We start from the raw sequence: 20,975 nt of genomic DNA on the forward strand, positions 1-20,975 counted from the left end.
CATGGTTGATCGTCTCAGACAGCTCCGGGTCGTTGATCCGGTATTGACCAACATCGCGCGCGGCTACCGCAACGCGCAATACATCGGCGAGGCGCTGTTTCCGGTCGCGCATGTGGAAAAAGAAGGGGCCGTTGTGCCGCTGTTCGGCAAGGAGGCCTTTCGCTTGTGGGAAACCGAGCGCGCCATCCGTGCCAAGTCCAACGTGATGACACCGGACGACATCGACACCCTCGATGTAGTGCTACGCGAACATGATTTGGCCTACCCGGTGGATTACCGTGAGCAGCAGGAGTCGATGTTCGACGCCGAGGCCCGTGCGGCCAAGCGCGTCAAGGACGCAATTGATTTGCGGTGCGAGTGGGCGTGTGCTGCCCTGGCGCAGAATCCGAGCACCTACCTGCCCGGTGGCAAGGTGGCGCTGGCGGGGGCCAGTCAGTGGAGCAATAACGGCGGCGATCCGATCCAGGTGATTGAGAGCGGTAAAGAAGTCGTACGCAGCCGCATCGGTATCCGTCCAAACACGATTGTGATGGGCGCCTCGGTGTATCAATCACTGAAGTTCCATACCAAGCTGCAGAACGCTCTCAGTGCCGGAGACAAGAAGCTCCTCACCATTGAGCACCTGCGCGTGTTGTTCGGTATCAACGACATCTACATCGGTGAGGCCTTGGCCGGTGACAGCGCTACCGGCGATGTGTGGGGTGACAACCTGATGCTCGCCTACGTGGCCAAGCCGAGCGGAGGCAGCGCGGCGGATTACGAGGAGCCGTCCTTCGGCTACACCCTGCGCAAGAAGGGCATGCCGGAAACCGACAAGTACGACGCTGAAGGCGGCAAAGTACGTTTCGTCCGCCATACCGATGTCTACAAACCGGTAGTGGTGGGTGCCGACGCCGGATACCTGATCTCCGATACCAACGCATGAGGTGAACCATGAGCACCAAGAGTTACCGAGTGCGCGGCATTGATCTGGACGTCGACGAGAAACGCATTCCCGAGGGCAGCGAGATCGAGCTGGGCGACGAAAGCGCCAGTAAGCTCGCCCGCTGGCTGGAGCCAGTGGTGAAGCCCGAACCGGCCAAAAGCGGCAAGTACGCCAAATCCAACGCCAACAAGCAAGCCGACAGCGATACCAGCAAAGGTGCCGAGGATAGCGGCCAAGCAGAGGGGAACAAGCAATGAAGACGCAACAATCCATACTGACCACTTCTGTGATCACCTCCGCTGGCCTGACTCGCCGCCGTTTTGTCGGCTTTGATGGCAATGCCTGTGGGACCGGAGTTAAGGCCTTGGGTGTCGTAGATGCAGATACCGAGGCAGGAGGTGTCGCACCGGCGAACGTGTTGGGTTTGATCCTGGTGGAGGCAGGTGCAGCAATTGCAGTGGGGGCTGAAGTTCAGTCTGACGCCAACGGCAAGGCTATCCCCAAGGCTGCTGGAGTGGGTAATGGCATTGCGCTGGATGCGGCAGCGGCTGCGGGTGATGTGATCCGCATCGTGCGGGGCATCTGAGGTCGCCATGCGCTACTGCGTCCTGGCCGATTTGCAGCTGGCCATACCGCCGCAAACCCTGATCTGGCTCTCCAATGACGACGAGTCGGCTACCGTCATCCACACAGCGGTGGTCGAGGAAGCCGTCCGCCAGGCGGAAGAGCTGGTCGATGCCTACTTGCGGGGGCGTTACAACCTGCCGCTGGTTCCGGTGCCCTCTGTCATCAAGGACATCACTGTCCATCTGGCCCGACATTGGTTGTATGCCCGGCGACCGGAAGGCAACGAGCTGCCTGATGCTGTCATTCGCACCTGGAAGTCCGGCATGCAGATGCTGGAGGCCATGCGAGACGGCAAGCTGACCATCGGCGTGCCAAGCGGGGAAGCTGCCCCGGAGTCGGGTGAAATGAAGGTGCGGTCGCGGCCTCGCCGCTTCGACATCAACCTGCTGGATCGGTACCGCTGATGGCTACCACCCTGCAGATTATCGACGCCGTGGTGGCTCGTCTTAAGGTGAAGTTGCCGCAGCTGGCGGTTGAGTATTTCCCAGATCAACCCGGAGAGTACCGGCTCAATCATTCCAAAGGGGCGCTGTTGGTCAGTTACCCCGGCAGCCAGTTTACTGACCCCGTTGATCTCACCTGCATCGTCCAGCCGCGTGTGGTGAAGCTGTCCATCACCGTGCTGTTGCGCCAGTTGAATGGCCGGGGTGGGGCCATTGAAAAGGTCGACGAAGTGCGCCGCGCGCTGGTGGGCTGGCGCCCGATGGATTGCCGCAAGACCTGGGCAGTCTCCGAGAAGTTTCTGGGTGAATCGGCGGGCATCTGGCAGTACGCCGTGGACCTGGCCACTCAAACCATGCTGGTGGAAGACAGCAACATGCCGTCCGGCCCCATTCTGAACCAAGTTACGCATGAGGAAACCCCATGAAAACGAGCAAATACCGTTACAGCGGGCCCAGCAGTGGCGTCACGCTGCAAGATGGCGAAACCGGGTACGAAGTGATGCTGCACCCCGGTACCGAGGTGGAGCTGCCGGAAGCACATGAATATACCCGCACGCTGCTGGCTCTGAATTACCTGACCCCCGTGCCCGAAGCCGTGCGTCCGGGCAAAAGTGCTGCTCGGGGTACGGCTGCGGATGAATCCACCGAGAAAGGAGCCTGAACATGGCTGCAAACTACCTGCATGGTGTCGAAACCATCGAGATCGAACGCGGCCCACGCCCGGTTCGTACCGTAAAGTCAGCGGTGATCGGCCTGATCGGTACCGCGCCCGTCGGAGCGGTCAATGTCGCCACCCTGAGCCTGTCCGAGAAAGATGCGGCCGCCTTCGGCCCGCAGTTGCCGGGCTTCAGTATCCCGCAAGCCCTGGATGCTATTTATGATCACGGCGCCGGAACGGTGATCGTGATCAACGTGCTCGATCCAGCCATTCACAAGTCAGCGGTGACCAATGAAGCCATCACCTTTGATGCTGTGACGGACCGGGTGAACCTGGCACGAGGCGCGGCGGCCAATCTGGTGGTCAAAAGCAATGATGGCATCACCACCTATGTGAAGGGCACAGACTACTCGGTGGATCTGATGACCGGGCAGTTGACCCGACTCAAGGGGGGCACCCTGCTGGCCGGGGCCAGCGTCAAGGCGAGCTATGACTATGCGGACCCAACCAAGGTCACAGCGGCCGACATCATTGGCACGGTCAACGCCGCAGGTGTACGCACCGGTCTCAAGGCATTGAAGGATACTTATAACCTCTTCGGCTTCTTTGCCAAGATTCTGATCGCCCCGGCGTTCTGCACGCAAAACTCGGTGGCAACCGAGCTGATCGCGATGGCCGACCAACTGGATGCGATTACCTATATTGATGCTCCAATCGGTACCACCTACGCCCAGGCGTTGGCCGGTCGCGGTCCGGCAGGCTCCATCAACTTCAACACCTCCAGCGATCGGGTGCGCCTGTGCTATCCGCATGTGAAGGTCTACGACCCGGTGCTGAACAACGAGCGCCTGGAGCCGCTGTCGGCCCGTGCTGCCGGTCTGCGTGCCAAGGTGGACCTGGACAAGGGTTTCTGGTGGTCCAGCTCCAACCAGGAACTGGCCGGTGTGATCGGCGTCGAGCGCCAGCTGTCGGCGATGATCGACGACCCGCAGTCCGAGGTGAACCTGCTGAACGAGCAGGGCATCACCACGGTGTTCTCCAGCTATGGCTCCGGCCTCCGCTTGTGGGGCAACCGCACCGCAGCCTGGCCAACGGTCAGCCACATGCGCAACTTCGAGAACGTGCGCCGTACCGGCGATGTGATCAACGAATCCATCCGCTACTTCAGCCAGCAGTTCATCGACATGCCGCTGAACCAGGCCACCATTGATGCCTTGCTGGAGTCCGTCAACAGCTATGGCCGCAAACTGATCGGCGACGGTGCCTTGCTCGGCTTCAAGTGCTGGTTTGACCCGGCACGCAACAGCGAAACCGAGCTGGCCAGCGGGCACTTGCTGCTCAACTACAAGTACACCCCGCCGCCGCCGATGGAGCGGCTCACTTATGAAACCGAGATTACCTCGGAATACCTGCTGACCTTGAAGGGAGGGAAGTAATCATGGCAGGCAAGATTGAAATCAACCGCATCACCAATGCGAACATCTATATTGATGGCAACTCCCTGCTGGGCCGTGCTGAGGAAATCAAGCTGCCGGATGTCACCGCCATCATGCAGGAGCACAAAGCACTGGGCATGATGGGCAAGATCGAATTGCCCTCGGGCTTTGACAAGCTGGAAGGCGAGATCAAGTGGAACTCCCTGTACAACGAGGTTGCCAGGACCATGGCCAACCCGTTCAAGGCCGTACAGCTGCAATGCCGTTCCAGCATTGAAACCTATGGGGCCCAGGGGCGAATCCAGGAGCTGAGCCTGGTCACCTTCCTGACCGTCATGTTCAAGAAGAACCCGATGGGCACATTCAAGCAACATGACAACGCCGAATTTTCCAGCAGCTTCTCGGCAACCTACCTCAAACAGCTGATTGACGGCGAAGAGATGATCGAGCTGGATTACCTGGCCAACATCTACCGTGTTGGCGGTGAGGACATGCTGGCGACCTACCGCAACAATATTGGTGGTTAAGGTGTCATGCTGGCCGTGGCCCACTTCGGTGGGCCCTCTTCTTATGTATACTGCCATAGGAGACGAGTAGCTGGAGGATAGATGTCTACTAACGATACGTGGTCGACGTTCGCAGCAGTGTATGCAGCAGTAATCTCAACCTTCGTTCTCGGCTGGGATGCATATAAGTGGCTGCACTCAGGGCCAAATGTGCGTATTGATACATCTACGGGCATGAAAATCGCCGGGGGGGGCATTCCCGACCCAAAGAGCTATATCAGCATCATTGCGGTAAACAATGGTGACCGGGCAACGACAATCACAAACCTCGGATTCATGTACTACAAAAGCTGGTGGAAAGCATGCTTGTGTCGTAAGCGATGCGACTACAGCGCGATCATCACAACCCCATCGCAGGCACAGCCGCTACCGTACAGGTTTGAGGCAGGTGACCAATGGATCGGATTATGCGAGCAGGACGATGATGTCGACAGGATGGTTCAGGAGGGGTACTTGTTCGTCGTGCTGTACTGCTCGACCTCAGGCAAGGGCATTCGATGCCTCCTGAAGCGGAAAGAGCACATAACAGTGCAGAAAGCCAACCGGGATGCTTGACCAAGCCCCGAACCAGGCTTTCCACTCCAAGGATGCACCGCAGCGTGAGAAACATCCGTTTCACATATCTTAGTGACAGCTTGGCCTACCAGTTCTCTCAAGTAGGCCTTCTCATTTCTAAAGCCGTTTAACCGACGCCCAACACCGGCTGACGCAAAATCCTTCGTGCACCACTCTTTTTCTCGGGCCACCCACACGAAGGAATTGCCATGAATATCACCTTGCAGCACCCGTTCACCAATGCCGCAGGCCAGCGGATTGAAACCCTCACCATCAAACGACTCAAACGCGGCGACCTGAAAGCCGCACATCGCCACAGCAAGGAAGACGCTGAACAGGAAGACTTCCTGTTTGCCCGCATGACGGGCCTGCTGCTGGAAGACCTGGATTTGCTGGACATTGCCGACAGCAAGGCATTGACCGATGCCTTTCGCGACATGGTTGTCGGCGGAGAGTCATCTGCGTCAACTGGATCAGGTTCTGCTGACAGTGCTACGGATACAGCCCTCTGAAATTGACGGACTGGATCTGGAGGATTACTGGGGCTGGGTCGATGAGGCTGAGCGCGAAGTCAAGCGCCGGAACGGGGTGATGCAGTCCATCGCCGAACCATGAGCATCAACAGTGCGCCCATCGTCCCTGCCAACAGAGACGCAGCAGCAAGCAGCGGCGCCCCCACCATCGCGGCCAGCATGCAAAGCACGGGGAGCAGGAACAGCGCACCCCAAAGCGGCAGATGGGCAAAACAAAGCCATGCCAGCCATACCGCACAGCTGGTAATCGTTAGCCCATAGAGCCATCTGCTGATTGTCAGGGTGGTCTGTTCAAACATATGCCCAGCATAGCAAAAGGAATCCATCATGGCCAATGAGCTGCTCGTTGGTGTCAAGATCGGTGCTGCCTTGGGTGGCAGTTTCCAGACTGCGTTCTCGTCTGCGCGTGGCACCCTGGTCAAACTGGGGCAAGTCACGGATGAGTTGCGGCACAAGCATGATCGCCTGCGCGATGCCATGACCCGTGCCATGTCTCACCCGGCACGCAATGTCACAGAGCTGCGCCGCCAGTACGACCGGCTGGGGCATACCCTGGACCAGTTGCGCACCAAGCAGCAACGGCTGGCCAACAGCCTGGCGCGGGGGGATGCCCTGAAAGCCAGTCGAGCCGACCTGCGCGGCCAAGCCATGGAGACAGCGGGTGTGGCGGTGGCGGTGGGAGCGCCAGTACTCAAGTCTGTCCGCATGGCGGGTGACTTTCAGGATCAGATGCGGGATGTCGCCATCACGGGCGGATTCAGCCGAGCAGAAGAAGCACGGGTCGGCCAGGTGGTCCGTGATGCAGCCCTGCAATGGAATCAGACTCAGTCCGAAATTGGTCGCGGCCTTGGCGTGCTGGTTGCCGGTGGCATTCAGGATGCCCGTGCGCTGGAGCGTTACGCCCCGATCATGGCCAAGGCATCCACGGCGACCCGAGCCAGCATGGATGACCTGGGCGCCCTGGCCATTGCCCTGAAAGACAATCTCAAGATCGGTGAGGCCGGTTTTGAGGGGGCGCTGAATATGTTGACCTGGGCAGGCAAGCAAGGGCAGTTTGAAATCCGCGACATGGCCAAATGGCTACCTTCCCTGACGCCAATGATGGCGGATCTCGGGGTTACCGGCAAAGAAGCCGTGGCCGAGCTGGCGGCATCCCTGCAGATCGCCCGTAAAGGAGCAGGCTCGAATGATGAAGCTGCGAACAACTTCAAAAACTTCCTGCAGAAGCTGACCTCACCCGACACCCTCAAGGATTTTGAGCGTGCCGGGATCGACCTCAAGCAAAGCATGCTGAACCTGCGGGCTCAAGGCATGACACCATTGCAGTCCATGCTGGCGATTATCACCCAGTACATGCAGAGCAAGGGGCCGGATGCTGCCCGCCAGTTCCAGCAGATCATGGCGATCAAGGATGATCAGGAACGGAAGGCAGCACTACAACGCTTGTCCGAAGCCTACAAACTGGGTGACCTGTTTCAGGACATGCAGGCCATGGGTTTCATTCGTCCGGCGCTGGCCAATCAAGGCGAGATGAAAGCCCTGAAGCAAGGGGCGATGAAGGCAGACAGTAGCGATGTGATGGGCAAAGACTGGCAAAACCGGATGGACACCTTCAATGAGCAATTCAAGGCGTTCAAGATTCAGCTCATGGATATTGGTCTGACCATCGGGCAAGCCTTGCTGCCACCTTTGGTCTCATTTCTGAAAGACCTGAAGCCTACGGTCAAAGCATTTGGGGAATGGGCCAAAACCCATCCAGGCGTCATCAAAGGTGTGATCGGTCTGGTTGCCGGGCTGCTGGCCAGCAAGGTGGCTTTCCTGACTCTGCGTTACGGCATCAACCTGGTGAAATCGCCGATTACCGACCTGATCACGACGTTCGAATCGCTGTCAGCCCGCTGGAGCATGCTGAAAGCCTTGTGGCAAAGCGGCAAATTTGCCCCCATCGTCAATACGCTACGTACCCTTGGCAGTGGCGTGATGACGTTCTTTCGCGTGGTGTGGGGCGTGGTTGGCACCGTCATGCGTTTTGTTCCTGTCGCCTTGCGTTTTGCCGGTACCGCCATTCTGTGGCTGGGTCGCCTCTTGCTGGCAAACCCCATTGGCCTGGTCATTACGGTTATCGCCGGCGCAGTCTACCTGATCTATCGCAACTGGGGGCCGATCAAAAGCTGGTTTCAGCGTTTGTGGGCGGGTACCAAACACGTATTCAGCCAGGCGTGGGCCGGTATCAAGCACCTACTGCTGAATTACACCCCGGCCGGACTGGTCATCAAGTATTGGGCGCCCATCACCGCCTGGTTCAAAGGACTGTGGAACGGGATCAAGTCTGCGTTTTCGGGTGGTATTGGTGGGGTATGCAAGCTGATCCTGGACTGGTCGCCACTGGGACTGTTTTACAAGGCGTTTGCCGGGGTGATGAAATGGTTTGGTGTTGACATGCCCAAGTCGTTCACCGAATTCGGCGCCAATGTGATCGATGGTCTGGTCAAGGGTATCAAGGCCAAATTCGGCGCTGCCAAGGATGCCATCATCAGCTTTGGCAAGGACATCAAGGGCTGGTTTACCAGCACCCTGGGCATCAAGTCACCCTCCCGCGTATTCATGGGGTTTGGGGACAATATTGCGGAAGGTACCGCTATTGGCATTGGCCGCTCGGCACCGCTGGCATCACGTGCAGCTACCAGCATGGCCACCAAAACGGCAGCAGCAGCCCGCCGCATCAAAGCGGCCCAGGGTGAGCCACTCGCCCCCGGAATGACTGGCGGGACGGCGGGCCTGACCATTCATTTCAACCCAACCATCCAGCTTCAGGCTGGAGCATCATCGTCCACCAAAACGCAAGTGACCGAGGCCTTACGGCTGAGCCTGCATGAACTGGAGCAGCTCATCAAGCGCGTACTGGAGCAGCAAGCTCGTCGCAACTACACAGGAGCCTGACATGTTTGCACTGTTGGGAGACGTGCAGTTTGACTTGATCACCTACTTTGACAGTTTCGAGTCCCAGTACAGCGTCGACTATGCCGAGCACGCCCTGATCGAAGGCAAGCCCCGCCTGCAACGAATCGCAGATCAGCTGGATGAGATCCGCATCCAGCTCTCGTTCCATATCCACTTCTGTGATCCGGAACAGGAGCTGACCAAGCTGCGGCGGGCACTCTCAGCGCACCAGGCCATGGCACTGGTGCTCGGGAATGGCGATTACAAGGGCTGGTTTGTACTGACCGAGCTCACTGCTACCAGCAAACAGACCGATCAAAGTGGTACCTTGCTCGCACTCGAAGCAAACCTGACCCTGCGGGAATATGTCGGTGACAAGAAGAACCCGCTACCGCCACCAGCGGTACAACCCAGGCAGCCGCCCACGGTGGCCACATCACGGCCAGTGAATCTGGCCGCCCCAGGTATCGCCATAGGGAATGCAGTTGGTCAGGTGCGTACTGTCGTGCGCCAGGTCGTATCGCTGGCCCGCCAGGCGCAGTCCACCATACGGGTGCTGAGCGATGCGGCAGATCTGGTCCGGCAGCTCAAGACCAATCCTGCCGCAGCCATCAAACGCTTGCCACGGCTGTTGGACCTGAGCAAGCAGGCTGTTGCCACACTGGAGAAGCTGGCCCCAGCCGTGACATCCCTCAGTCTGCACATGCCCGAAAGTACACCTGTCCTGCAGGCGATCCAAGGGGCGATTCATGCGCTGCGAAATACCCAGGCTGCATTAGCCAGCAGCAGTATCAGCAACCTGGCTGTGCAGATCGACTATATATCCGGCCAGGCGCGTGCAGCCGGTCGTGAACTGGCGGCGGCAGGTTCAACGATTGACCGGCTGGCAGGCAACATCATCACAAGAGGTCTCTGATGTACCTGACCCACATCACCAAGGATGGAGAGCGCTGGGACCAGCTGTCACAGCATTATTACGGCAACCCGTTTCAGTATGAGCGCATTATCAGCGCCAATCCCCACGTTCCGCTGGATGCCATATTGTCTGGAGGCATGACGCTATCGATCCCGGTGATGGATCAACCGGATGGCCTGGAGGAGCTGCCACCATGGCTGCGCTGACTGAAACCGGCCCGACCCTGCCGCCTGCCGGAGTCGCTGGCGTCCCGCACCCGGTCTTCCTGCTGGCCTATGGGCACACGGACATCACACACGACATCACGCCCTATGTCTGTTCAATTACCTACACCGATTACCTGACCGGGCAATCGGATGAGCTGGAGGTGGAGCTGGAAGATAGCGATGGCCGTTGGCTGAGCAGCTGGTATCCCGGCAAGGGGGATGCGCTGTCTCTTCGGCTGGGTTATGCGGGAGAGCCGCTGCTGCCTGTTGGCCCCTTCGAGATTGATGAAATCGAGTTCTCATCACCACCATCCACGGTCGCCATCCGTGGTCTGGCCACCGGCATCCGGAAGTCAGTCCGTACCCGAGGCAGCCGCGCCTTTGAGAACACCACGCTGGCGGCAATCGCCCAACGCCTGGCCAGGCGCAATCACCTCACGCTGGTCGGCAAAATCCGCGACATCCCCATCGACCGAGTGACCCAGTACCAGGAACGGGATGTCGAGTTTCTGACCCGGCTGGCCAGAGAATATGGCTATGCCTTCAAGATTGTCGGGCGCAAGCTGGTGTTTACCGAACTGCTGGACCTGCGTGAGACGGCCTCCACACTGACCCTGCAACGGACCGATCTGATCTCGATCCGCATGCGGGACAAGATCAAGGATGTCTACCAGCAGGCCACAGGCAAATACCATAACCCGAAGACCCGCAAACTGGTGGTCTACGGCGTCAAGGATGGCCAGGTGGCAGAGGTCGGCACCACCACCAGCGGGCGCAAGACTTCAGGCCATGCCAGCAGCAGCGATACCCTCAAGCTGTCATCACGGGGTACGGCCGCTGCAGTACAAGCCAAAACCCAGGCGGCACTCGACCACACCAACCTGCAGCAAACCGCAGGTACGTTGACGGTACCCGGAAACCCGCGCCTGGTGGCAGGCATCACCCTGCAGCTGGAGGCATGCGGCAAGCTGACCGGCAAGTACCTGGTCGAATCAGCACGCCACCAGCTGGAGCGTGACGGTGGCTATACCACCGAGCTGGAAGTGAAGCGTGTGGCCGTTGCAGGCAGCAAGACCACCCAAAGCAGACATACCGCCAGGCGCAAAGGTCTGAAGGTATATGGCATGACTGCCAGCGGCCAGGTCGGCGTGGTGGGCTTCAGCCAGAAAGGCAAAACCCCATGAGTGATACCCAGCAAGAATCCGGCACCAGTCTCAAGATCGGCACAGTCTCTGCCGTAGATGCCCGCAACTGCCGGGTACGCATCCGCTTGCCCGACTATGAAAACCTCCGCTCGGCCTGGCTGCCGGTACTGCAGGCCAAAACCCTGCGCGACAAGCATTACCACCTGCCGGATATCGGGGAGCATGTTGCCGTATTGCTGGACCCACGTGGTGAAGATGGCGTGGTACTGGGGGCCATCTATTCCAGCGCCGATATGCCGCCCGTCAGCAGTGGTGACAAGCATCACATCCAGTTCGATGATGGTGCAGAAGTGGAGTACGACCGTACCAGCCACCAGTTGACCGTCCGAGGCGGTGTCCAGAAGGTGGTGGTCGAGGCAGGCAGCGAGATCCTGCTCAAAGCGGGCAGCAAGGTCATCATCGACACACCGGATACTGAAGTCACCGGCACCCTGCTGGTGAAGGGCAGGCTGACCTGGCAGGGGGGCATGACCGGATCAGGCGGCAGCGGCAGCGGTACCACTGCCACCATTCACGGCAATATCCACGTCGACGGCAATATCGATGCCACCGGCAGCATCATGGATGCAGGGGGCAACTCGAATCACCACAGTCATGGCGGGGGCTAATTAGATTGGTCGCGCTTGGCAATCTGCTCCAGCTTGCTGGTCGGCAGGGACTGGTACAAATCGGCCATTTCTTTGGGTTCAGTGATCATCTTTTCGACGATCAGATTGATCAGGCGAAACAGGACGGTCACGATCTCCGGGTTATCCTCAAAGTTGATTTCCCCTGGATGTACCGCTGCATTCCCAATGACACGAACCGTATCAAGCGCTTCCTGCAAGATTTTGGGCAGTCCTTTTTCGACCAGACGACCAATATCCTTGTTGATATCCTTGCCGGGCTCCCCAAAGTGCTTGCACAGTTTCTGGATGATCAGCCGCAACAGGGCGGCGGCGGCACGGGGCGACTGTGCTGCGATGGCCCTTGCTTCTGCATAGTCCTGCTGACAATCCTCAGGCAGATCTGATGACGGCAAGGGGGCATTTGAGGCAAGCGGGTAGATCATCTTGCCCTTCGGAGCTCGCGGATCGCCTGACTTATCATCGCGCCAATAGGTCTCTTTTTGACATCGTGCGCACCGAGCTTGGAATAGATCAGTCGCTTCCATAGGGGCGGACGTAGTTACCAAGCTCACCCACCCCATATGAGCAAATGTCTTACAAATCGGGCAGTGGAATGCATTTTTTTTAAACGCTGGCGCAACATACTCCATGAACAGCTCCCTCAGCGATGGACCTGTTCATTTTAATCTCCTTGAATATCCTTTGGGCAAGCGGCGCGGCACGATAGCCGCATGACTCGCCTCTCTGATTCCCTGCACTGGCAACCTGCGCTTGGTCACTTCGATCTGGTCGAAGCCGAGGCGGACATTGCCCAAGCCATCCATATCATTCTGCGTACGCCGAAGGGCAGTGATCCGCATCGACCGGATTTTGGCTCCAACCTGCACCTGTATGTGGATTACCCGGTCAATCAGGTGCGGCCACATCTGGTGCGCGAGGCCGTTGAGGCCATCCGGCAGTGGGAGCCGCGTTGCGAGCTGGTCCGGGTACATCCTGAGACCGATGCGTCGCACATCACGATGCGGGTGCAGTGGCGCCTGGCGGGCGGCGTGTTGCGTGAAACCGGGGTGCGGCTATGAGCAACCTGCCTGAGCCAGACTTTATCTCCCGCGACCCGCAGGCCATCACCGCCGAGATGATCGCCCAGTATGAGCAGTTGACAGGCAGAACCCTCTATCCGGCGCAGGTGGAGCGGCTGCTGATCGATGTCATTGCCTACCGGGAGACCCTGGTTCGCATCGGCATTCAAGAAGCCGCCAAGCAAAACCTGGTCGCGTACGCCCAGCCGCCGATGATTGATTACCTGGGCGAGCTGGTCGGTGTGACGCGCCTGCCTGCCCAACCCGCCCGCACCACCTTGCGCTTCTCGGTTGAAACCGCACAGGCCAGTTCGCTGTTGATTCCGTCTGGCACGCGTGTGGAAGGTGGTGATGGTACGGTAGCGTTTGCCACGGATGAGGATGTCACGCTCCAGGCGGGGCAACTGTCAGTAGAGGTGGATGCAAGCTGTGAAACCGCAGGGACCATTGGCAATGGCTGGCTGGCAGGCCAAATCAACAGCCTGCTAGATGAGCTGAGCCATGTCGATCTGACTGCGCTCAACACCAGCGTCACGGCCAACGGCTTCGACGAGGAAGATACCGAGCGGCTGCGTGAGCGCATCCGCCTGGCACCGGAGTCCTTCTCCAATGCAGGCAGTCGCCTGGCTTATCGATTCCATGCCCTCAAGGCGCATCAAAGCATTGTCGATGTTGCGGTGCTGTCCCCAACACCTGGTGCAGTCAAACTCTACCCCTTGCTGGCCAGCGGCTTGCCGGATAGCAATATGCTGTCACTGGTGGAGGTCACCTGCTCGGCAGACCGGGTGCGCCCGTTGACTGATCAGGTACAGGCATTGTCTCCGGTGGCGGTGGACTATGCGATCACGGCACAGTTGCAGCTATACAGCAATGTCGATGCTGCCAGCGTAAAGGCACTGGCACAACAGCGGGCCGAAGCGTACCGGGCGGAGCGTGCCGCAGGTCTCGGTCGTGACATCGTGCCCAGCCAGGTGACTGCAGCACTGCAGGTGCCGGGGGTATACCAGGTCATCCTCACCGCTCCGGCACTGAAAACCCTGGCTGACTACGAATGGGCGCGTTGCACGGGCATCACCTTGACGGTGACGGGGACAGTCAATGGCTGACTTGCTGCCACCCGCACTGGCCAGTGATCCACGCTTCAAGGCCTTGGGGGCGCTGGCGGCTCGGATCAGTGAGATCGACCGTACACCGGTCTTGGTCTGGTTGCTGGATCGGGTACATGCCTCAGCGCTACCGCACCTGGCTGAGCAACTGCATATCCTGGGCGAAGGCTGGCAGTTCACACGCAACGATCAGGAGCGTCGCCAGCTACTCAAACGTGCTGTCGAACTGCATCGCTACAAGGGCACGCGCTGGGCCATCCAGCAGGTACTGGAGACGCTGGCCTTGTCTGGCCAGATCAGCGAATGGTTTGAGTATGGCGGCCAGCCTTATTACTTCCGGATCAATGTCGACCTCGCCACCCGAGGCATTGACGCGGCCACCTTCGATGCGCTGGTCGACCTGATCTCGGAATACAAGAATGTGCGCTCTCACCTGGAGCGGCTCACCTTGTCTCTGGTGAACCGTTCACCGGTCCCCTCAGTGGGCATCGCCTTACTGGCGGGTGAGGTGGCCTCTGTTTATCCGTTTCAGCAGGTCAACCTCGGCCAGAACAGTCCTTTGCAGCTCGGCATCGGGTATTGGTGTGTCGAGACGGTATCCGTGTTTCCCGGCCCATGACCATCACTCAGGAGTAACCCATGGCCAATGAATTTTTCACCCTGCTCACCACCACCGGCAAAGCCAGGCTGGCCGCTGCTCAGGCCAGCAGCACGCCGTTGCAGATTACGCACATGGCCGTAGGCGATGGTGACAATGGCAGTTACTACAACCCGGTTGAGTCTCAAACCGCGCTCAAGCATGAGACGTGGCGGGGGGCGCTCAACAACCTCTCGGTAGATCAGAGCAACCCCAACTGGATTGTGGCTGAACTGGTGATCCCCGACACGGTCGGCGGCTTCTACATCCGCGAGGTCGGCCTGTTCGACAGCACGGGCAACCTGATTGCCGTGGGCAAATTCCCGGAGAGCTACAAACCCACCTTGGCCAGCGGCTCCAACAAGCAGCTCTATGTCCGCATGATTCTGGAGGTGTCCAACGCCGCCTCGGTCACGCTGCTGGTTGACCCCAGCGTGGTGCTGGCCACCCGCTCCACCGTTGACCAGCGCATCGCCGAAGAGTTGGCCAAACGCGACAGCAAACCCTCTGTCAAAGCCGCTACCACCGCACCGATTACCTTCAGCGGTGTACAGACCGTGGACGGTGTCAGCCTCGTTGCAGGTGACCGGGTACTGGTCAAGGATCAAGCCACCGCCAGTGACAACGGTATTTATGTGGTTGCCGCCAGTACCTGGAGCCGCGCTGCAGATGCCGATGCCAGCATCGAAGTCACACCGGGTCTGTTCGTCTTTGTTGAGCAAGGCAACATCCACGCCGATTCGCTGTGGCAGCTGGTAACAGATGCCCCCATTGCACTGGGCACCACCGCGCTCATGTGGGAGCGGGTATCTGGCAAAACGGGTGTCACGGCCGGGACGTGGCGAGCGGTTACTGTCGACCAGCGTGGCGCTGTCGTGGGTGGCACCAACCCGACTACGCTGGCCGGGTATGGCATTACCGATGCGGCCACCCCGCTGGGCGTGCAAGCCTGCACCTATATTGCCGCCCCGGCCAGCGGCACGGCAGACGCCCTTACCGCCAGCTACAGTCCGGCCATCACTGCATTGGTCGACCGCATGCGCCTGCACATCCGGGCCGCAGCGGCCAACACCAGCGCAACCCCGACCTTCACCCCAAACAGCGGCGTCATCCCGGCCAAGGCCATCGTCAAAGGGGCCGGTCAGCCGTTGGTGGTGGGGGACATCGCCGGTGCCGGACACTGGTTGCAACTGGTGTACGACCAAATACTGGACAAGTGGGTGCTACTCAACCCGGCAACCGGGGTGACGGTTGTACCGCCCGTACCTGTCGGCACCATACTCCATGTCGCGCAGAGCACGCCGCCTGCGGGCTACCTCAAGGCCAACGGCGCAGCCGTGTCCCGCACAGCCTATCCTGCGCTGTTTGCCGCGCTGGTCACCAGCGCAGGCTTCACGCCGCAGACGTTCACCGTCAGCCTGGCCAACCCGGCAGTCTTCACCAAGACCGCCCACGGCTTCACCGGCGGCGAGCGGCTGATGCTCACCACCACTGGGACGCTGCCCACCGGGCTCACTGCCACCACCTCTGTTTACCTCGTGGAAGTGATTGACGCCAACACCTTCTACCTGCGCGAGTGGGGTAACCGGGTCGTGACCAGCGGCACCCAGTCGGGCACGCACAGCTACCTGCAAAGCTTGTACGGCCTCGGCGACGGTACCACCACATTCAACTTGCCCGACCTGCGAGGTGAATTCATGCGCGGCTGGGATGACGGGCGCGGACTGGATACCGGGCGCGCATTGGGCACGATGCAGAACGCCAGCGAGATTGCCATCTACGACAACGCCGTCGGCAATATTCCGCTGACCGTCGTCAAAAATGACGACGGCACCAGTACGTATATGACCAGCTACTCAACCAACATCAGCGCGGCGGCTGGGCGTGACATGGCCTACAAGAAAGTCCGGCCGCATAACCTGGCGTTACTGGCCTGCATCAAGTACTGACCGAGGAAATCATGAGCAAAGTCATTTACCAGTTCGACCCCACCACGGGGGCTTTTATCACCGAGTCATTCGCGGATGCGTCACCGCTGGAACCCGGTGTGTTCTTGATCCCGTCGTTTGCCACGGAAGTACCGCCACCATCAAAGCATCACGTGTGGCGCAATGGGGCGTGGGTAATCGTCCCGGTTCAGACACCTGATCCTGCTGTCGTACTGACCGCAGCCAAAGCCGACGCCAACGGACGCATCAACGCCTTCGCCAAGTCGAAGCGCGCGCTGATTGCAGGCACACCGGACGATGCGGAAATCGCAGGATGGAGCAACAAGCTGCGCATCGCGCAGGCCATCGTCGCGGGCTCAGCAACTAATGGCGATAAAGCAGTATTTCAGGCCGAAATTACTGCACGCGGCATCGCTGGAGAAACGCTGGACAGCTTCACGCAGAAGGTCATCAAGAACGCGACCTTCTTTGGCCAGGCCGTCGCGCTGATCGACGGAATGAAACGCAAGGCACAAGACGCCGTGTCTGCCGCCAAAACGGCGGCAGAAGTGGCCGCTGTGCTCGATGCCATGAAAGCCCAGGCCGAGGCCGCCTTCGCTCAACTCATGCAGTCTGCCTGATGAGGAAAACATGATCACACTACTGTTCACCACCAGCTACCACCCGCTGTCTGCAGTCATCCGCGCCACCACCTGGTCGCGCTGGAGCCATGTTGCACTTCAGGCCGGTGACATGATCATTGAAGCAGCAGCGCCGGGAGGCGTCGTTAAACGCAAGCTGGCAGATGCGATACAGCATGCGCGTGACCATGAGCTGGTCCAACTGCCGTGCCGCAACCCGATAAAGGTTCTACAGGCAGCATCAAGCCAGATCGGCAAACGCTATGACTACAGCGCCATTGTCGGGCTGTGGCTACACCGCGACTGGCAGGACGACCACCGGTGGTTCTGTAGCGAGTTGATCGCGTGGGCATTCCAGGAGGCCGGGGAACCCTTGTTCCGGCCAGATGCTGTACGGCGCATCACCCCACAGCACCTGTACCTGCTGCCACCGGCAACCCAACCCACGGCAGTCTGAAGTAGAAGACAGCGACCGGAGGTGTGCTGGTAACGCACCTCCGGCCAGCTGACCCGCAGAAATGACGAAGGGGCCTTGCAGCCCTTTCAGTTTTTATAAGTGAAATTCTGTTGCAAATGCTGGGAAAAGAATCAACCACCATTTATCGCGCAAAAAGGCGCTCAGTTTTCGCGCCGCGCTTCAGCAGGGATTCATCCATCTGGCTGGCCAGTTGATCCAAGGCTTGTTGCGGGGTTTGTTCAGCGGCCAAGGCAGCCGCAATGCGTGGCCACCAGAGTTCGGCCAGTTGCGGATAATCCGGAACATTGGTGCCGGTTGGGGTCCAGTAGACCCGTGATGGGCTACGGTAAAACTCGATTAGTCCTCCCAGCTTGGGTGCCAGTGCGCTGGCAGCGGGGGAGTGGATGTCGGACTCGCGGATGAAGGTGAGCCCGGTCAGCGACTTCTTCAGCGAGACGGTGCGGGACACGGTGAACTGGGCATAGAGCCAGGCCATGTCCAGCTGCGGCCGTGACGTGGTTTTGAGGAAGGTCCATGCGCCGACATCCTGATAGCCGCGCTGCATGCCCTGTTCCCAGTAGGCGCCCAGTGGAGCAGGGGCCATGCGCCACTTGGGTGTGCCGTCCGGGTGGTTGATGGGGAGCCCTGGCTTGGCCATATCGGCGGTGAATGCGGTGTACCAGAAAATTTGCTGCGCAATCTGCCCTTTGCCCGGTATGGGCCCGGCTTCGGAGAAGGTGAGGTTGCGGGCTTCTGGTGGAGCGTACTGCTTGATCCAGTCCAGGTATTTCTGCAGGGCATAGACCGCTGCCGGACTATTGGTGCCGCCGCCGCGGTTGACACTGGCACCCGCCGGGTTGCAGCCTTCCACCCGAATGCCCCACTCGTCGATGGGCTTACCATTGGGGTAACCGACACTGCCTTCGCCAGCCATGGATAGCCAGGCATCGGTAAAGCGCCAGCCTAGACTTGGGTCGCGCTTGCCATAGTCCATATGGCCGTAAACGCGTTGTCCGTCGATGACTTTGACCTGATGGGTGAAGAAGTCGGCAATATCTTCATAAGCGGACCAGTTGAGTGGTACTCCTAGTGCATAGCCGTAGCGCGCCTTGAAGCGGGCTTGCAAGTCAGGGCGGGTGAACCAGTCGTAGCGAAACCAGTACAGGTTGGCGAATTGCTGGTCCGGTAGCTGGTAGAGCTTGCCATCGGGTGACATGGTGAAGGCCAGTCCGATAAAATCTTCCAGCGCCAGGGTAGGCAGGGTCAGGTCGCGGCCTGCACCTTTCATCCAGTCGGACAGCACAACCGTTTGTCCCATGCGCATATGGGTGCCAATCAGGTCGCTGTCGTTGATGAAGCCATCGTACACTGCCGGGCCACCCTGCAGCTGGTTTTTCAATAGGCGTACCAGATCGCCTTCCGGCTTGATGTCGTGAATGACACGGATGCCGGTCAGCTCATAAAATGCTTTGGCAAGCACCTGCTGTTCATAGCGATGGGTGGTGATGTCTTCAGATAGCACGCGCACGGTCATACCGCGATAGGGGCGAGCCGCCTGGATGAACCAGTTCAGCTCCGCCCGTTGCTGGGTGGTGGTTAGCGTGCTGGGCTGGAATTGACGTAACCAATGGTCGAGCTGGTCGGCGGCATGGGCGTTGTGCCAGGATAAGGTCAGGAGTAGCAGCCAGGCAGAGAGTCGGCGTGGCATGCTCAGTGCTCGGGCTGAATCATGGCGGCAGACAGCTGATACTTGCGCAGTATCTCCTGATAAGCCGGGCTTTGTTTGAAGCGGCGCAGCTCAACACCAAAGGCTTCTGCCAGTGTGTCCAGACCCCGTGAGCGGGAGAATGCCAGATACAGCTTGGTGCGGGCGATCGGGATAGGGTCAAATGCCAGTAGATTGCCCAGATTCATGCTCTCAGCCAGGTGAGTGCCCATGGCCATGTCGGCCACGATTAGATCCACACGCCGGGCTTTGAGTTTGTTCAGGTTGATGCTAACCGTAGGTGCGGGCTCCAGTGTCAGATATGGGGCATGCGAGAAATCGGGAGGGTAGCTATAGCCCGCCGTGGTGCCGATGGTTTTGCCGACCAGGCTGGGCAAGCCTTGATAGCGAAAGCCATCCTCCTTTCGGTAAAACAGCACCAGTCTGCTGGCGGACAAGGGTTCAGGAGGGTACGCCAGATAACTCTCCCGGTCATTCAGCAGGCCACGGCCAATCCCGATCACCGCATCGACATCGCCAGACTTGGCCATCAGCAAGGCGCGCTGCCAAGGCACCACCTGAAACTTCACCGTATAACCCAGCCGCGACAGTACCCGCTGGCAAACCTCCATGTCTGCACCGGGGTTACTGGCGCGCTCATCCAGCACCAGCGGGGGCCACAGCTCTCCCACCACGTTCAGGGTGCGTAGCGGCGCACTGCGCGTAGCGAGCGCCAGAAACATGCAAAGGCTGCCGAGGCACAGGCGGGCCAGAGGCTGAGGGTTGCGCATGGCAGAGTGAAGATTAGGCTCTTGCTTGTTTTATAGCAGAACCATGAAGCAGTGATGACAGTCCGTCAAGCGTAAGTGAACTACTCACCCAATGGCAAAGGCTGGGGGGCGAACAGGCGGCTGAGTTCGCTGACCGGTTCAATGTCTTCTTCATCGAACAGGTGGTCGCCTTCAGCATCTTCCACACCAGTGGCGTGCAGACCGGCAAAGTCAAACAGGGTACGGTCTGCCAGGTGGGAGGGCACCACATTGCACAGGGCCTTGAACATGGTTTCCAGCCGGCCAGGATGTTTCTTGTCCCAGTCGCGCATCATGTCAGCCACCACCTGGCGCTGCAGATTGGGCTGGGAGCCGCACAGGTTGCACGGGATGATGGGGAACTGTTTCCACGCCGCATAGCGGATCAGGTCTTTTTCCCGCACATAGGCCAGCGGGCGAATGACCACATGCTCGCCATTGTCGGAGACCAGTTTGGGCGGCATCGCCTTCAGCTTGCCGCCGTAAAACATATTGAGGAAGAAGGTAGCCAGAATGTCATCACGGTGGTGGCCCAGCGCAATCTTGGTACAGCCTTCTTCCTTGGCGACCCGATAGAGAATGCCCCGACGCAGGCGGGAGCAGAGGCTGCAGGTGGTTTTACCTTCCTCCAGCACACTCTTGACGATGCTGTAGGTGTCTTGCTCGATGATGCGGAAAGGTACGCCGATCTGCTTCAGGTAGGTGGGCAGCACTTCTTCGGGAAACCCGGGCTGCTTCTGATCCAGATTGACCGCCAGAATGCTGAAGTCAATCGGGGCATTACGCTGCAGGCTGAGCAGGATGTCCAGCATGGCATAGCTGTCTTTGCCACCGCTCAGGCAGACCATGACCTTGTCGCCCTGCTCGATCATGTTGAAATCCACCACGGCATCGCCCACCTGATGCCGCAGGCGCTTGTTCAGCTTGTTGCCCTCGTATTGCTGTTTGCGATCAAGGGCTTCGGTGTCGGGGGCAGGCGTAGCGGCATTCATGGA

26 protein-coding genes are annotated in these 20,975 nt (G+C 59.3%); 21 read left to right on the forward strand and 5 right to left on the reverse strand.

Annotated elements, in window-relative coordinates:
• Position 1: 1 nt before the first annotated feature.
• From HF682_RS00165 to HF682_RS00210, 10 genes are all read left to right on the forward strand, one after another.
• Positions 2-925, forward strand: coding sequence for a major capsid protein (locus tag HF682_RS00165; RefSeq protein WP_168875245.1), 924 nt, complete (start codon positions 2-4; stop codon positions 923-925).
• Between the two features lie 8 nt (positions 926-933).
• The gene (locus HF682_RS00170) at positions 934-1,182 is read left to right on the forward strand and encodes a hypothetical protein (protein WP_168875246.1); all 249 of its coding nucleotides are present in this window, start codon (positions 934-936) and stop codon (positions 1,180-1,182) included.
• A complete protein-coding gene (locus HF682_RS00175; RefSeq protein WP_168875247.1) occupies positions 1,179-1,511 on the forward strand; it encodes a DUF2190 family protein in 333 nt (110 codons plus the stop codon). The genes HF682_RS00170 and HF682_RS00175 overlap by 4 nt, the downstream gene beginning before the upstream one ends.
• A 7-nt stretch (positions 1,512-1,518) precedes the next feature.
• A complete protein-coding gene (locus tag HF682_RS00180) occupies positions 1,519-1,956 on the forward strand; it encodes a gp436 family protein (RefSeq protein WP_168875248.1) in 438 nt (145 codons plus the stop codon).
• Positions 1,956-2,420: a Gp37 family protein gene (locus tag HF682_RS00185; protein ID WP_168875249.1), complete on the forward strand. Its 465-nt coding sequence runs from the start codon at positions 1,956-1,958 to the stop codon at positions 2,418-2,420. Before HF682_RS00180 ends, HF682_RS00185 begins: the two co-directional genes overlap by 1 nt.
• The gene (locus HF682_RS00190) at positions 2,417-2,656 is read left to right on the forward strand and encodes a hypothetical protein (RefSeq protein WP_168875250.1); all 240 of its coding nucleotides are present in this window, start codon (positions 2,417-2,419) and stop codon (positions 2,654-2,656) included. Before HF682_RS00185 ends, HF682_RS00190 begins: the two co-directional genes overlap by 4 nt.
• Positions 2,657-2,658: 2 nt before the next feature.
• On the forward strand, positions 2,659-4,089 hold the full coding sequence (locus HF682_RS00195) for a phage tail sheath subtilisin-like domain-containing protein (protein WP_168875251.1): 1,431 nt from the start codon (positions 2,659-2,661) through the stop codon (positions 4,087-4,089).
• Between the two features lie 2 nt (positions 4,090-4,091).
• A complete protein-coding gene (locus tag HF682_RS00200; RefSeq protein WP_168875252.1) occupies positions 4,092-4,616 on the forward strand; it encodes a phage major tail tube protein in 525 nt (174 codons plus the stop codon).
• 81 nt (positions 4,617-4,697) lie between these two features.
• Positions 4,698-5,210 (forward strand): hypothetical protein, encoded by a 513-nt coding sequence (locus HF682_RS00205; RefSeq protein WP_168875253.1) that lies wholly within the window; start codon positions 4,698-4,700, stop codon positions 5,208-5,210.
• 209 nt (positions 5,211-5,419) lie between these two features.
• Entirely contained in the window at positions 5,420-5,722 is a 303-nt protein-coding gene (locus tag HF682_RS00210; protein WP_168875254.1) for a phage tail assembly protein, read from the forward strand.
• A 59-nt stretch (positions 5,723-5,781) separates the two neighbouring features.
• Here the strand turns inward: HF682_RS00210 and HF682_RS00215 are convergent, their stop codons facing one another.
• Positions 5,782-6,072, reverse strand: a complete 291-nt coding sequence (locus HF682_RS00215; protein ID WP_240947012.1) for a hypothetical protein — start codon at positions 6,070-6,072, stop codon at positions 5,782-5,784.
• Here HF682_RS00215 and HF682_RS00220 point away from each other — a divergent pair.
• The 5 genes from HF682_RS00220 to HF682_RS00240 are packed head-to-tail and all read left to right on the forward strand — an operon-like array spanning position 6,071 to position 11,618.
• Positions 6,071-8,683 carry a phage tail tape measure protein gene (locus HF682_RS00220; RefSeq protein WP_168875255.1) on the forward strand — a complete coding sequence of 871 codons (2,613 nt, stop codon included), beginning with the start codon at positions 6,071-6,073 and terminating at the stop codon, positions 8,681-8,683. The two genes, HF682_RS00215 and HF682_RS00220, sit on opposite strands and share 2 nt — an antisense overlap.
• A 1-nt stretch (position 8,684) precedes the next feature.
• On the forward strand, positions 8,685-9,599 hold the full coding sequence (locus HF682_RS00225; RefSeq protein WP_168875256.1) for a phage tail protein: 915 nt from the start codon (positions 8,685-8,687) through the stop codon (positions 9,597-9,599).
• The gene (locus tag HF682_RS00230) at positions 9,599-9,805 is read left to right on the forward strand and encodes a tail protein X (protein WP_168875257.1); all 207 of its coding nucleotides are present in this window, start codon (positions 9,599-9,601) and stop codon (positions 9,803-9,805) included. Before HF682_RS00225 ends, HF682_RS00230 begins: the two co-directional genes overlap by 1 nt.
• The gene (locus HF682_RS00235; RefSeq protein WP_168875258.1) at positions 9,793-10,989 is read left to right on the forward strand and encodes a phage late control D family protein; all 1,197 of its coding nucleotides are present in this window, start codon (positions 9,793-9,795) and stop codon (positions 10,987-10,989) included. The genes HF682_RS00230 and HF682_RS00235 overlap by 13 nt, the downstream gene beginning before the upstream one ends.
• A complete protein-coding gene (locus tag HF682_RS00240; RefSeq protein WP_168875259.1) occupies positions 10,986-11,618 on the forward strand; it encodes a phage baseplate assembly protein V in 633 nt (210 codons plus the stop codon). The genes HF682_RS00235 and HF682_RS00240 overlap by 4 nt, the downstream gene beginning before the upstream one ends.
• Here the strand turns inward: HF682_RS00240 and HF682_RS00245 are convergent.
• A complete protein-coding gene (locus HF682_RS00245; protein WP_168875260.1) occupies positions 11,615-12,268 on the reverse strand; it encodes a DUF4145 domain-containing protein in 654 nt (217 codons plus the stop codon). The genes HF682_RS00240 and HF682_RS00245 overlap by 4 nt on opposite strands.
• A gap of 81 nt (positions 12,269-12,349) precedes the next feature.
• On the opposite strand from HF682_RS00245, the gene HF682_RS00250 reads away from it, so the two are divergent.
• From HF682_RS00250 to HF682_RS00285, 6 genes are read left to right on the forward strand one after another with little or no spacing between them, the layout of a single operon-like run.
• The gene (locus HF682_RS00250) at positions 12,350-12,697 is read left to right on the forward strand and encodes a GPW/gp25 family protein (RefSeq protein ID WP_168875261.1); all 348 of its coding nucleotides are present in this window, start codon (positions 12,350-12,352) and stop codon (positions 12,695-12,697) included.
• The gene (locus tag HF682_RS00255; protein WP_168875262.1) at positions 12,694-13,803 is read left to right on the forward strand and encodes a baseplate assembly protein; all 1,110 of its coding nucleotides are present in this window, start codon (positions 12,694-12,696) and stop codon (positions 13,801-13,803) included. The genes HF682_RS00250 and HF682_RS00255 overlap by 4 nt, the downstream gene beginning before the upstream one ends.
• A complete protein-coding gene (locus HF682_RS00260) occupies positions 13,796-14,422 on the forward strand; it encodes a phage tail protein I (RefSeq protein WP_168875263.1) in 627 nt (208 codons plus the stop codon). Before HF682_RS00255 ends, HF682_RS00260 begins: the two co-directional genes overlap by 8 nt.
• A gap of 20 nt (positions 14,423-14,442) precedes the next feature.
• Complete coding sequence (locus tag HF682_RS17725; protein WP_240947014.1) at positions 14,443-16,389, forward strand: phage tail-collar fiber domain-containing protein; 1,947 nt, start codon at positions 14,443-14,445, stop codon at positions 16,387-16,389.
• Between the two features lie 11 nt (positions 16,390-16,400).
• On the forward strand, positions 16,401-17,009 hold the full coding sequence (locus HF682_RS00280; RefSeq protein WP_168875264.1) for a hypothetical protein: 609 nt from the start codon (positions 16,401-16,403) through the stop codon (positions 17,007-17,009).
• Between the two features lie 10 nt (positions 17,010-17,019).
• On the forward strand, positions 17,020-17,466 hold the full coding sequence (locus HF682_RS00285; protein WP_168875265.1) for a YiiX/YebB-like N1pC/P60 family cysteine hydrolase: 447 nt from the start codon (positions 17,020-17,022) through the stop codon (positions 17,464-17,466).
• A 142-nt stretch (positions 17,467-17,608) separates the two neighbouring features.
• Here the strand turns inward: HF682_RS00285 and HF682_RS00290 are convergent, their stop codons facing one another.
• The 3 genes from HF682_RS00290 to ttcA form a co-directional block, all read right to left on the reverse strand.
• The gene (locus HF682_RS00290) at positions 17,609-19,174 is read right to left on the reverse strand and encodes an ABC transporter substrate-binding protein (protein WP_168875266.1); all 1,566 of its coding nucleotides are present in this window, start codon (positions 19,172-19,174) and stop codon (positions 17,609-17,611) included.
• 2 nt (positions 19,175-19,176) lie between these two features.
• Positions 19,177-19,962 carry a substrate-binding periplasmic protein gene (locus HF682_RS00295; protein ID WP_168875267.1) on the reverse strand — a complete coding sequence of 262 codons (786 nt, stop codon included), beginning with the start codon at positions 19,960-19,962 and terminating at the stop codon, positions 19,177-19,179.
• 80 nt (positions 19,963-20,042) lie between these two features.
• A complete protein-coding gene (gene ttcA / locus HF682_RS00300; protein ID WP_168875268.1) occupies positions 20,043-20,972 on the reverse strand; it encodes a tRNA 2-thiocytidine(32) synthetase TtcA in 930 nt (309 codons plus the stop codon).
• Positions 20,973-20,975 lie beyond the last annotated feature (3 nt).

The sequence above is a fragment of the Leeia aquatica genome (genome assembly GCF_012641365.1).
In the GTDB taxonomy this organism is placed as follows: domain Bacteria; phylum Pseudomonadota; class Gammaproteobacteria; order Burkholderiales; family Leeiaceae; genus Leeia; species Leeia aquatica.